The organism is Ensifer sp. ENS10 (genome assembly GCF_014852025.1).
GTDB lineage: Bacteria > Pseudomonadota > Alphaproteobacteria > Rhizobiales > Rhizobiaceae > Ensifer.
The window spans coordinates 775,778-788,604 of the sequence record NZ_JACVAS010000002.1 but is presented as its reverse complement, the minus strand read 5'-3'; the positions used below and the strand labels follow the sequence as shown (position 1 = coordinate 788,604).

Annotated in this window: 10 protein-coding genes; 9 read left to right on the top strand and 1 reads right to left on the bottom strand. The window is 63.7% G+C overall.

Annotated elements, in window-relative coordinates:
• Window positions 1-38 precede the first annotated feature (38 nt).
• The 4 genes from ftsW to murB are packed head-to-tail and all read left to right on the top strand — an operon-like array spanning window position 39 to window position 4,704.
• Window positions 39-1,193: a putative lipid II flippase FtsW gene (ftsW, locus tag IB265_RS10825; RefSeq protein ID WP_057253468.1), complete on the top strand. Its 1,155-nt coding sequence runs from the start codon at window positions 39-41 to the stop codon at window positions 1,191-1,193.
• A gap of 3 nt (window positions 1,194-1,196) precedes the next feature.
• Window positions 1,197-2,321 carry an undecaprenyldiphospho-muramoylpentapeptide beta-N-acetylglucosaminyltransferase gene (gene murG / locus IB265_RS10820; RefSeq protein WP_058326755.1) on the top strand — a complete coding sequence of 375 codons (1,125 nt, stop codon included), beginning with the start codon at window positions 1,197-1,199 and terminating at the stop codon, window positions 2,319-2,321.
• Window positions 2,318-3,727 carry a UDP-N-acetylmuramate--L-alanine ligase gene (murC, locus tag IB265_RS10815; protein WP_112946589.1) on the top strand — a complete coding sequence of 470 codons (1,410 nt, stop codon included), beginning with the start codon at window positions 2,318-2,320 and terminating at the stop codon, window positions 3,725-3,727. Before murG ends, murC begins: the two co-directional genes overlap by 4 nt.
• 2 nt (window positions 3,728-3,729) lie before the next feature.
• A complete protein-coding gene (gene murB / locus IB265_RS10810; protein WP_112994792.1) occupies window positions 3,730-4,704 on the top strand; it encodes a UDP-N-acetylmuramate dehydrogenase in 975 nt (324 codons plus the stop codon).
• Between the two features lie 308 nt (window positions 4,705-5,012).
• On the opposite strand, the gene IB265_RS10805 is transcribed toward murB, so the two are convergent.
• Window positions 5,013-6,323: an MFS transporter gene (locus tag IB265_RS10805; RefSeq protein WP_112946587.1), complete on the bottom strand. Its 1,311-nt coding sequence runs from the start codon at window positions 6,321-6,323 to the stop codon at window positions 5,013-5,015.
• A gap of 323 nt (window positions 6,324-6,646) precedes the next feature.
• On the opposite strand from IB265_RS10805, the gene aqpZ reads away from it, so the two are divergent.
• The 5 genes from aqpZ (at window position 6,647) to ftsZ (ending at window position 12,727) form a co-directional block, all read left to right on the top strand.
• A complete protein-coding gene (aqpZ, locus tag IB265_RS10800; protein ID WP_057253478.1) occupies window positions 6,647-7,333 on the top strand; it encodes an aquaporin Z in 687 nt (228 codons plus the stop codon).
• A 307-nt stretch (window positions 7,334-7,640) separates the two neighbouring features.
• Window positions 7,641-8,567, top strand: a complete 927-nt coding sequence (locus IB265_RS10795; RefSeq protein WP_057253480.1) for a D-alanine--D-alanine ligase — start codon at window positions 7,641-7,643, stop codon at window positions 8,565-8,567.
• Window positions 8,555-9,505: a cell division protein FtsQ gene (ftsQ, locus tag IB265_RS10790; RefSeq protein WP_192494777.1), complete on the top strand. Its 951-nt coding sequence runs from the start codon at window positions 8,555-8,557 to the stop codon at window positions 9,503-9,505. The genes IB265_RS10795 and ftsQ overlap by 13 nt, the downstream gene beginning before the upstream one ends.
• Window positions 9,502-10,833, top strand: coding sequence for a cell division protein FtsA (gene ftsA, locus IB265_RS10785; protein WP_057253485.1), 1,332 nt, complete (start codon window positions 9,502-9,504; stop codon window positions 10,831-10,833). The genes ftsQ and ftsA overlap by 4 nt, the downstream gene beginning before the upstream one ends.
• Before the next feature lie 106 nt (window positions 10,834-10,939).
• Entirely contained in the window at window positions 10,940-12,727 is a 1,788-nt protein-coding gene (gene ftsZ, locus IB265_RS10780) for a cell division protein FtsZ (protein WP_093233707.1), read from the top strand.
• The last annotated feature ends 100 nt before the right edge of the window (window positions 12,728-12,827 follow it).

The window sequence follows — 12,827 nt, the reverse complement described above, 5'->3', positions numbered from 1 at the left end:
GTGGGGCGCAAGAGGCGCCGGAGAAGGGGACTGACAAGATGGTAAGCCGAGCCGAACGTGGCCCCGTGGCCGACTGGTTCTGGACGATCGACAGGTTCTTTCTGGCGACCTTCATCCTGTTGATGGGCGTCGGCTTCATGCTGTCCTTCGCCGCAAGCCCCGCCGTCGCCGAGCGCATCGGCCTCGACAGCTTCCACTTCGTCAAGCGTCACGCGCTCTTCCTCTTGCCGTCACTGGTGGTGATGGTCGGTATCTCGTTCCTCTCGCCGCGCCAGGTCAGGCGCGCTGCGATCCTGCTTCTCGGCGGCTCGCTCGCGATGATGGTGCTGGTGCTCTTCATCGGCGAGGAGGTGAAGGGCTCGATGCGCTGGCTTTCCATCGCCGGCATCTCGATCCAGCCCTCGGAATTCATGAAGCCGGCCTTTGTCGTCGTCTGCGCCTGGCTCTTCTCCGAACATGCGCGCCAACCGGAAATCCCCGGCAATCTCTTTGCCATCCTGCTCTTCGGCATCGTCGCAGCGCTTCTCGTCGCCCAGCCCGACCTTGGCCAGACGATCCTGACGACCGCGGTCTGGGGCGGCATGTTCTTCATGGCCGGCATGCCCTGGCTGTGGATCATCCTGCTCGGCGGTGCTGCGCTCGGCGGTTTCTTCGTCGCCTATACGATGCTGCCGCACGTGGCGGCCCGTATCGACAAGTTCCTGACCGGCGAGGGCGACACCTTCCAGATGGATACCGCACGCGAGGCGATCATTCGCGGCGACTGGTTCGGCCGGGGTCCTGGCGAAGGCATCGTCAAGCGCATCATCCCGGACAGCCATACCGACTTCGTCTTTTCCGTTGCGGCCGAGGAATTCGGCATCGTCTTTTGCATGGTCATCGTGCTGATCTTCGCCTTCCTGGTGATGCGCGGCCTCAACCATGCCTTCCGCGAACGCAACGACTTCAACCGGTTCGCCGTTGCCGGCCTGGTTCTCCAGATCGGCATCCAGTCGATGATCAACATCGGCGTGAACCTCGAACTGCTCCCGGCCAAGGGCATGACCCTGCCGCTGATCTCCTATGGTGGCTCGTCCATGGTGGCGATCTGCGTCACTGCCGGCTTCATCCTGGCTTTGACTCGTCACCGTCCGGAGAAGCGCGCCGTGGAGCGCAGCCTGTTTCGGTCCGGCATTGGTGTGCCGGCGGAGTAAAACATGACTAAAGGCATCATCCTGCTCGCCGCCGGCGGTACCGGCGGCCACCTGTTTCCGGCGGAGGCGCTGGCCCACGAACTGAAGGCCAATGGCTATTCGGTCCATCTCGTCACCGACAGCCGCGCAGAGCGTTATGCCGGCAAGTTCCCGGCCGACGAGGTGCATGTCGTGCCCTCGGCGACGATCGGCTCGAAGAACCCGATCAGTGTTGCGAAGTCGCTGTGGACGCTGTGGACCGGCATGCGTGCGGCGCGCAAGCTGATCGCGCGGCTGAAGCCCAAGGCTGTCGTCGGCTTCGGCGGCTATCCGACCGTTCCGCCGCTGCTTGCCGCAACCGGCATGGGCGTGCCGTCGATCATCCATGAGCAGAATGCCGTCATGGGCCGGGCCAACAAGGCGCTGGCTTCGCGCGTCAAGGCGATCGCCGGCGGCTTCCTGCCGGAGGGTACGGGCGCCTTTGCTGCGAAGACCGTGACAACCGGCAATCCGGTGCGCCCGGCCGTGCTGGCCGCTGCCAATTCGCCCTATGCCGCCGCCAGCGGCGACGCGCCGTTCCATCTTGTCGTCTTCGGCGGCAGCCAGGGCGCGCAATATTTCTCCAAGGCAGTCCCGCAGGCGATCTGCCGGCTCGAGGACGACGTTCGTCAGCGGTTCCAGGTCACCCAGCAGGCGCGCCCGGAAGACAGGGACGGCGTGATCGCCACTTACGAGAAGCTTGGCGTACCGGCCGAGGTTTCGCCGTTCTTCACCGACATGGCCGAGCGCATCGCCGGTGCGCAACTCGTCATCTGCCGCTCCGGCGCCTCGACGGTTTCCGAGCTTGCGGTCATCGGCCGCCCGGCGATTCTGGTGCCCTATCCCTATGCGCTCGACCACGACCAGGCGGCCAATGCCGCAGCACTCGCCGCCAAGGGTGGCGCGCGGGTGATCGCGCAAGGTGAACTCACCGCAGACCGCCTTGCAGGCATCCTCAAGGATGCGATCGGCAACCCGCAATCGCTCGCCCAGATGGCGGCAAACGCCCGGGAAACCGGCAAGCCGGACGCAGCAAGCTTGCTTGCATCCCTCGTAGAGGCTATTGCCAGCGGTTTGACAGTCGAGAAATTCAGGGAAACACGCTCATGAAAATGCCGAAAACCATCGGGCTGGTCCATTTCATCGGTATCGGCGGCATCGGCATGAGCGGCATCGCCGAGGTCCTTCACAATCTCGGCCACCGCGTGCAGGGTTCCGACCAGGCCGACAGCGCCAATGTGCAGCGCTTGCGCGCCAAGGGCATCGAGGTCTTCGTCGGCCACAAGGCCGAAAATCTCGGCGACGCCGAAGTGATCGTCGTTTCGACCGCGATCAAGAAGGACAATCCGGAACTGATCGTCGCCCGCGAGAAATTCCTTCCCGTCGTGCGTCGCGCCGAAATGCTCGCCGAGCTCATGCGCTTCCGTAACGCGATCGCGATCGGCGGTACGCATGGCAAGACGACGACGACTTCCATGGTTGCGGCGCTGCTCGAAGCCGGCAATCTCGACCCGACGGTCATCAACGGCGGCATCATCAATGCCTATGGCACCAATGCCCGCATGGGCGAGGGCGAGTGGATGGTGGTGGAGGCCGACGAATCCGACGGCACTTTCCTGAAGCTGCCGGCCGATGTGGCCGTCGTCACCAATATCGACCCCGAACATCTCGACCACTACGGCAATTTCGACGCGGTGCGCGCCGCCTTCCGACAGTTCGTCGAGAACGTGCCGTTCTATGGCTTCGGCGTGCTCTGCCTCGACCATCCGGAAGTGCAGACCATGGTCGGCAATATCGAGGACCGCAAGGTCGTGACCTACGGCGAGAACCCGCAGGCCGACGTGCGTTTCCACAACATCCGCATGGAGAACGGCACCTCGATCTTCGACATCGAGATCCGCCGTCGCCGCACCGGTCAGGTGATCCCGATGAAGGATCTGCGCCTGCCGATGCCCGGGCGCCACAACGTATCGAACGCGACTGCGGCGATTGCGGTTGCGCAGCGCCTCGGCATCAGCCCGGAAGCGATCGCCAGGGGGCTTGCCTCTTTCAGCGGCGTCAAGCGCCGCTTCACGCTGACCGGCGAATGGAACGGCGTGCGCGTCTATGACGACTACGGCCACCATCCGGTCGAGATCAAGGCGGTCTTAAGGGCCGCGCGCGAGGCCTGCCAGGGCCGAATCATTGCCGTGCACCAGCCGCATCGCTACTCGCGCCTTTCGAGCCTGTTCCAGGAATTCTCCGCCTGCTTCAACGATGCCGACACGATCCTGATCGCGCCGGTCTATGCGGCCGGCGAAGAACCGATCCCGGGCGCGACGGCCGAGGAGCTGGTGGATCGCATCAAGGCCGGCGGCCATCGCGACGCCCGTTACGTTTCCGGTCCGGAAGCGATCGCGCCGGTTGTCAGCAAGATTGCGCAGCCCGGCGATTTTGTGGTTCTCTTGGGGGCTGGCAGCATCACCTACTGGGCTGCTGCCCTGCCGAAGGAACTCGCGGATATTTCAGGAATTTGAGCATGAAACAGGTCAACGGTCAGAAACTACTGGAATCGCTCGGAAGCGGTGTCAGCGCTGTGCGCGGCCGCATCACGCCCGACGCGCCGATGGATCGCGTCACCTGGTTCCGCGCCGGCGGCCTTGCCGAGCTGATGTTCCAGCCGCACGACACGGATGATCTCGTCACCTTCCTGAAGCTGGTTCCGGCCGAAGTGCCGGTCATGGTGGTCGGTGTCGGCTCGAACCTGCTCGTGCGCGACGGCGGCATTCCCGGCGTTGTCATCCGCCTCTCGGCCAAGGGCTTCGGCGATCTCGAGCTCGTCGGCGAAAATCGCATCAAGGCCGGCGCCATCTGCCCGGACAAGAACATCGCGGCCATGGCGCTCGATCACGGCATCGGGGGATTCTACTTCTTCTACGGCATCCCCGGCTCGCTCGGCGGCGCACTGCGCATGAACGCCGGCGCCAACGGCACGGAGACCCGTGAGCGTGTCGTCGAAGTCCATGCCGTCGACCGCCAGGGCAACCAGCATGTGCTGTCGAATGCCGATATGGGCTACGCCTATCGCCATTCGTCGGCACCAAAGGATCTGATCTTCACCCACGCGGTCTTCGAAGGTTACGCCGAGGACAAGAACAAGATCCGCACCGACATGGATGCGGTGCGTCAACATCGCGAAACGGTGCAGCCGATCCGCGAAAAGACCGGCGGTTCGACCTTCAAGAACCCGGAGGGCCACTCGGCCTGGAAATTGATCGACGAAGCCGGGTGCCGGGGGCTCATGGTCGGCAGCGCCCAGATGTCGCCGCTGCACTGCAATTTCATGATCAATACCGGCCAGGCGACCGGCTACGAGCTCGAATACCTTGGAGAAACGGTGCGCCAACAAGTTCTCGAACATTCGGGTGTCCGGCTCGAATGGGAAATCAAGCGCATCGGCAATTTCATGCCGGGCTACGAGATCAAGGAATTCCTCGGCCGCGGCATCGCCTGAGGCTGTTGCGAGGATGTTTTGGAGAGGCCGTGGCGGCGACGCTGCGGCCCTTTCGTTTTGTTTGATGAGAGCCAACGAGGATCCCACACCTTCCGTCATGCTCGGGCTTGACCCGAGCATCCATGCTCCGCCTGGGTCGCCTGGAAGTGGATCCTCGGGTCAAGCCCGAGGATGACGGCAGGTGGGTGGGGCAACGGGAGAGGACATTCCTCATCGGCCCCATCCCCAACAACAAAGAGCCGCAGCGTTGCCGCTGCGGCTCTCCTTGTTTGCGGTCGGCCGGGCACAGGGGCGCGGCCAGTCCGATATCAGGCCGAAACCTCGTCTTCCGTCGACAGCACGAGGCAAAGCAGCGTGATGGCGGCGGCTGCCAGCAGGTAGTAGCCGACGTAATCCAGGCTGTAGTTGGTGGCGAGCCAGGTGGCGATGTAGGGCGCCAGAGACGCGCCGAAGATGCCGGCGAGATTAAAGGTCATCGACGCGCCGGTGTAGCGCACCGAGGTCGGGAAGGGGGCGGCAAGGGCTGCGCCGATCGGGCCATAGGTCAGGCCCATGAGGCCGAGGCCGATGATCGAGAACAGGAAGGCGCCGCCAAGGCCGCCGGCAAGCAGCGGGGCCATGAACAGGCCGAAGACGCCGATGCCGATGGTGGTGACGATCAGGATCAGGCGGCGGCCGAACCGGTCCGAAAGGATGCCGGCGACCGGGATCATCAGGCCGAAGAAGACGACGCCGGTCATCTGTACGACGAGGAACTGCTCGCGCGAGTAGCCGAGCTTTGCCGTGCCCCAGGAGAGCGAGAACACCGTCATCAGATAGAACAGCACGAAGGTCGCGAGCGCCACGAAGGTGCCGAGAACGAGGCTGCGCTTGTGGAAGCGGAAGATCTCGGCGATCGGAACCTGCACGCGCTCGTGCTTGTCTACCGCCTTCTGGAACTCCGGCGTCTCGGTGATCTTCAGCCGGACATAGAGGCCGACGGCGACCAGCAGGATGCTGGCGATGAAGGGCACGCGCCAGCCCCAGGCGAGGAAGGCTTCGTTGCTCATGACTTCGCCGAGGATCAGGAAGGTGCCGGCCGACAGGATGAAACCGATCGGTGCGCCGAGCTGCGGGAACATGGCGTACCAGCTGCGCTTGCCCTCGGGCGCGTTTTCGGTGGCGAGCAGCACAGCGCCACCCCATTCGCCGCCGAGGCCGAGGCCCTGGCCGAAACGGCAAAGGGCCAAGAGCAGGGGCGCTGCGACGCCGATCGTCGCATAGGTCGGCAAAAGGCCGATCACGACGGTAGATATGCCCATGGTCATCAGTGCCGCCACGAGCGTCGCCTTGCGGCCGACCTTGTCGCCGAAATGGCCGAAGATGACGGCGCCGAAGGGGCGGGCGAAGAAGGCAATCGAGAAGGTCGCGAAGGACTGCAGCATTGCCGAGGTCGGGTCGGCGGTCGGGAAGAACAGGTGCGGAAAGACCAGCACTGCGGCGGTGGCGTAAACGTAGAAGTCGAAGAATTCGATGGTCGTGCCGACGAGGCTTGCGAACAGCACCCGGGCAGGGGAGTTCACTGCCGCGTGCTTCGACGCATTGTCCTTCGGCGACAGGGAGGTTGTCGCGTCTGTCATTATGATGGTTCCTGATATGGATTTCATACCGTCTTGGGAGGCGGTTGAGGGCTATTAACGCAAGTTTCGGCATGGCGAAACCCGGAAACCGTAAGAAATGCGAACGATATCGGCGTCATGCGCAGCATTATTCCGCTGGTGCATGGCTCTCTGCGGCAGAGGTTGGGTCTGCCTGTTCCTTGGGCAATATATTGAGCTGCGCTTGGTCGATTTCACCTTTTGCGCGCGTTTGACATCGCCTCACAACCCATCTTGACCGGAATCAAATTGTGGCAAACTCTGGGCACTTGAAGCGATCGGCTTCGTTTTTCAGGAGCGAATGCATGTTCAAAAGGCTTTCTGCGGAATTTCTGGGTACATTCTGGCTCGTTTTCGGCGGTTGCGGCAGCGCGGTGCTGGCGGCTGCCTTTCCTGAGGTCGGCATCGGCCTGCTCGGCGTTTCTTTTGCTTTTGGTCTCACCGTACTCACCATGGCCTATGCGGTCGGCGGCATCTCCGGTGGACACTTCAATCCGGCCGTTTCGGTTGGGCTGATGGTCGCCGGCAAGTTTCCGTCCCACAAGCTCGTCGGCTACGTTGTCTCCCAGGTGCTGGGCGCGATCGCCGCTGCCGGCGTGCTCTATCTGATCGCCAGCGGCAAGGCCGGTTTCCAGCTCGGCGGTTTTGCCGCCAATGGCTATGGCGAACATTCGCCGGGCGGCTATTCGCTGACATCAGCGCTCGTCGCCGAGGTGATGCTGACCTTCTTCTTCCTGTTCATCATTCTCGGCTCCACCCATGGCCGCGTGCCGGCCGGCTTCGCGCCGATCGCCATCGGCCTGGCGCTCACCCTTATTCACCTGGTCTCGATCCCGGTGACGAACACTTCGGTCAACCCGGCCCGCTCGACGGGGCAGGCGCTCTTCGTCGGCGATTGGGCGCTGGCACAGCTATGGCTGTTCTGGGTGGCGCCGATCGTCGGCGCGGCAATCGCCGGCATCGTCTGGAAGATCGTCGGCGACGACGACTAATCCCTCATCGCATCGTCAGATTGGAGCCCGCCGCCTCGTTTGCGGCGGGTTTTTCATTTTTTTCGCTTGTTACGCATTCGATTCAGGATTGCTCCGCAACCCTTTGATCTCCCGCCAAAATGCCCTGTCGACTACGCGCGTGCACGCACGGCGCGTGTTTCGTTTCCCGACTAAGGTTAACGAAAGTAAACGGTTCGTTAACCATAATGCCGTTCTAGTGACCCAATGGCACCGGTGACTCGCGGGGACCGGAATCAGCCAGACGCAAGGAAACCTTGCGATAGTGGCGTATTGTTTGGGGGTTTGAATGAGCGGCAAGCATGTGGCTGTCCTGATGGGCGGATTTTCTTCGGAGCGACCGGTTAGCCTGTCGTCCGGGGCTGCCTGCGCGGATGCCCTTGAGGCCGCCGGCTACCGCGTCACCCGAATCGACGTCGATCGCAACGTTGCCGAGGTGCTCGCGGCACTCCGGCCGGACGTCGCCTTCAATGCTCTTCATGGTCCGTTCGGCGAGGACGGCACGATCCAGGGCATTCTCGAATATCTGGAGATTCCCTACACCCATTCCGGTGTGCTCGCCTCGGCGCTCGCCATGGACAAGGCGCAGGCCAAGCACGTTGCTGCCGCCTCCGGCATTCCGGTTGCGGACGCGCAGGTGATGGATCGCCATGCCTTTGGCCCGAAGCACCCGATGAAGCCGCCCTATGTCGTCAAGCCGGTCCGTGAGGGCTCGAGCTTCGGCGTCGTCATCGTCAAGGAAGATCAGTCGCATCCGCCGCAGGTGGTGACCTCGAGCGAATGGCGCTATGGCGACCGAATCATGGTCGAGCGTTATGTCGCCGGCCGCGAACTGACCTGTGGCGTCATGGGCGACAAGGCCCTTGGCGTGACCGAAATCATCCCGCAGGGCCATGCCTTCTACGATTATGACTCCAAGTACGTAAAAGGTGGTTCTCGCCACGTCATTCCGGCACAGATTTCACCAAATATTTACCAAAAAATACAAACACTCGCTCTGAAGGCGCATCAGGCAATCGGTTGCCGGGGCGTCAGCCGATCCGACTTTCGTTTCGATGACAGTTCCTCCGGTGAGGGCGAGCTGATCTGGCTGGAAATCAACACCCAGCCCGGCATGACGCCAACCTCCCTGGTGCCCGAGATGGCCGCGCATGCCGGCTATAGTTTCGGTGAGTTTTTGAGTTGGATGGTGGAGGAAGCGTCGTGTTTGCGTTGAGGGGCAGAAGGGGCAAGAGGGTTCGTCACCTCGATGGCGCTGCAGCCGTCGATGTGGACGGCGGCCGTGTGCTGCCGCGTCCGCTCCGTCGTGTCGTGCGCTTCTTCGTCAGTCTTGGTGCCGGCCGCGTTCGCTTTCCGGCCCATACCGGCACGATCTCGGCGCTCGCCTTTTTTGCTGCGACGGGCTTCTACGGCATGTCGCTCGGCGGTCATACACAGAACTTCGCGCAAGCTTCGACCACCGCCGCGGGATTTGCGATCGAAGACGTCAAGGTTTCCGGCAACGACCAGACCTCGGAGATCGATATCCTCCAGCAGCTCGGCCTGGACGGCACGACGTCGCTGGTGGCGCTCGATATCGCCGAGGCCCGCAAGCTGATCGCGGAAATGCCCTGGGTTCAGGGCGTGACGGTGCGCAAGGTCTATCCCGGCACGATCGAGGTCAACCTTACCGAGCGCAAGGCCTTTGGCATCTGGCAGCACGGCTCCGATCTTTCGCTGATCGAAAGAAGCGGCAGCGTGATTGCGCCGCTGCGCGACAACAAGTTTGCGGCGCTGCCGCTGTTCGTTGGCCGCGATGCCGAAACGGCGGCCGCCGATTTCTACGACGAGTTTTCCCGCTGGCCGGAGATCCGCTCGCGGGTGAGGGCCTTCGTTCGCGTCGCCGGTCGCCGTTGGGACCTGCGCCTCGATAACGGCATCATCGTCAAGTTGCCGGAGCACGACGTCGCCCAGGCGATGCAAGTGCTCTCCGACATGGAAAGCCGGCACCAGCTCCTGGAGCGCGACATCGCGGCCGTGGATCTGAGGCTGCAGGATCGAACCACAGTTCAGTTGACTCCGGGTGCAGTCACCCGGCGCGAAGTTGCCTTGAAGGCGAGGGACAAAATGCTGAAGGCGCAGGAGACCGAAAAGAAGAAAGAGGGGCGGATATGAGTTTGTTCGGTTCCTCCAGCTTTGGCTTGCCGCGCCTGAAGCCGCTTTCTTCGAAGCGGTCTCACGTTGTCTCGGTGCTGGATATCGGTTCGACCAAGGTGGTCTGCATGATCGGCCGGCTGACGCCGCGCGCCGAGAGCCAGATCCTGCCGAACCGCACCCACAACGTCGAAATCATCGGCATCGGCCATCAGAAGTCGCGGGGCGTCAAGAACGGCGTCGTCGCCGATCTCGATGCGGTCGAAAGCGTCGTGCGGCTCGCGGTCGACGCGGCCGAGCGTATGGCCGGGCTTACCATCGACAGCATGATCGTCAACGTTTCGGCCGGCCGGCTGCAGAGCGACGTCTACACCGCGACGATCGATCTCGGCGGCCAGGAAGTCGACGCCAACGATCTGCGCAAGGTTCTGTCGGCCGCCGGCCAGCAGTCGCTGCGCTCCGACCGCGCCATCCTGCACTCGCTGCCCACGGGCTTCTCGCTCGATGGTGAGCGCGGCATCCGTGATCCGCTCGCCATGTTCGGCGACGTTCTCGGCGTCGACATGCATGTGCTGACGGCCGAGCGTGCAGCGCTCAAGAATCTGGAACTCTGCGTCAACCGCGCTCACCTCTCGGTCGAGGGCATGGTGGCGACCCCCTATGCTAGCGGTCTTGCAGCGCTCGTCGACGACGAAGTCGAGCTCGGCTGTGCCGCGATCGACATGGGCGGCGGCACGACGACGATCTCGGTCTTTGCCGAAGGCAAGCTCGTTCATGCGGACGCTGTCAGCCTCGGCGGCCACCACGTGACGACGGACCTGGCGCGCGGTCTTTCGACCCGCATCGAAGACGCCGAGCGGCTGAAGGTCGTGCACGGTTCGGCACTGCCCAACAGCGCCGACGAACGCGACATCGTCTCGGTTCCGCCGATCGGCGAGGACGACCGCGATCAGCCGACGCATGTGCCGCGCGCGCTCGTCTCGCGCATCGTGCGCGCCCGCATCGAAGAGACGCTCGAATTGATCCGCGACCGCATCCAGCGCTCGGGCTTCAGCCCGATCGTCGGCAAGCGCATCGTTCTGACGGGCGGCGCAAGCCAGCTCACGGGCCTGCCGGAAGCGGCGCGCCGCATCCTCGCCCGCAATGTTCGCATCGGCCGTCCGCTCGGAGTTTCCGGGCTGCCCGCGGCTGCCAAGGGGCCGGCCTTCTCCACGGCGGTCGGCCTGATGATCTATCCGCAGGTCGCCGACCTCGAGACCCATGCCGCCCACGGCGGCATGTTCTCGGCGCTCGGCGCCGGCAACGGTCGCATCGCCCGCATGGGGCAGTGGCTGAAAGAGAGCTTTTGAGTGACGTTCGGCGCCGACAGGGACGGCGTCGGATGAAGGAAATGTTGGACTTTGAGAGATTTGGCCGGCTCGGCAAGGCGGCCAGAAAACAGAAGGAACGGGTACAATGACTATCAACTTGCAGAAGCCGGATATCACGGAGCTGAAGCCGCGCATCACCGTCTTTGGCGTGGGTGGTGGCGGTGGCAACGCCGTCAACAACATGATCACTGCAGGCCTCCAGGGCGTCGATTTCGTCGTCGCCAACACCGATGCCCAGGCACTGACCATGACCAAGGCCGAGCGCATCATCCAGATGGGCGTCGCCGTCACCGAAGGTCTCGGCGCCGGTTCGCAGCCGGAAGTCGGCCGCGCGGCCGCCGAAGAGTGCATCGATGAGATCATCGACCACCTGAACGGCACCCACATGTGCTTCGTCACCGCCGGCATGGGCGGCGGCACCGGCACTGGTGCAGCCCCGATCGTTGCCCAGGCCGCCCGCAACAAGGGCATCCTGACGGTCGGCGTCGTCACCAAGCCGTTCCATTTCGAAGGCGCGCGCCGTATGCGCCTCGCCGACCAAGGCATTGCCGAACTGCAGAAGTCGGTCGACACCCTGATCGTCATCCCGAACCAGAACCTCTTCCGCATCGCCAACGACCGCACGACCTTTGCGGACGCCTTCGCGATGGCCGACCAGGTTCTCTATTCGGGCGTTGCCTGCATCACCGACCTCATGGTCAAGGAAGGCCTCATCAACCTCGACTTCGCCGACGTCCGCTCGGTGATGCGTGAAATGGGCCGCGCCATGATGGGTACCGGCGAAGCTTCGGGCGAAGGCCGTGCACTGGCCGCTGCCGAAGCCGCGATTGCCAACCCGCTGCTCGACGAGACCTCGATGAAGGGCGCCCAGGGCCTCCTGATCTCGATCACCGGTGGCCGCGACCTGACGCTGTTCGAACTCGACGAAGCCGCAACCCGTATTCGCGAAGAAGTCGACCCGGATGCCAACATCATCCTCGGCGCGACGTTCGACGAAGAACTCGAAGGCCTGATCCGCGTCTCGGTCGTCGCCACCGGCATCGACCGTACGGCCGCGGAGGTGGCGGGTCGTTCCGCTGACTTTCGTCCGGTAGCAGCCAAACCGGTCGTCCGTCCGTCGGCCGCCATTCCTGCCCAGCAGCCGCAGCCGGTTGCCCAGCACCAGCCGGCCCCGGTTCATCAGCCGGTAATGCAGCAGCCCGTCGCCCAGCCGGTGCAGCCGGTTCAGCAGCAGCCGTCTGTCGATCACATCGCGGCTGCGATCCGCGAAGCCGAAATGGAGCGCGAGCTCGATATCGCGACCCGCGCCGCCCAGGCACAGGTCCAGGCTCCGGCTCAGCAAGCGCATGAAGAGAACTTCCGTCCCCAGAGCAAGCTTTTCGCCGGTGCAGCACCGGTAGAGGCCGCTCCGGTCATGCGCCAGCCGCAGCCGCAGATGCAGCCGGTTCAGGCCCAGCCTCAGCCGCAGCCGGTGATGCGCCAGGAGCCCGTTGCTCCGGTCATGCGCCAGCAGCCGGAACAGGTTCGTATGCCGAAGGTCGAAGACTTTCCGCCAGTTGTGAAGGCCGAGATGGACCGCCGCGCCCAGCCGGCAGCCCCGATCGCGGAAGAGCGTGGCCCGATGGGTCTCCTCAACCGCATCACCAGCTCGCTTGGCCTGCGTGAGCGCGAACAGACCCCAGCGGCCGCCGACATGACGGCTTCCGCACCGACCGCTGCTTCCCAGCAGCGCCGGCCGCTCTCGCCGGAAGCGAGCCTCTATGCGCCGCGTCGCGGCCAGCTTGACGATCACGGTCGCGTTTCGCAGCAGACGCGCCCGCAAGAAGATGATCAGCTCGAAATCCCGGCGTTCCTGCGCCGTCAGTCGAACTGATTGGAAGGCCCGTTCCTTCACCTTGCCGAATGCCCGGGCAACTGCCCGGGCATTTTTGCATTTTCTTCATCATTTCAGATGTTTGATTCGATGTTGCGGA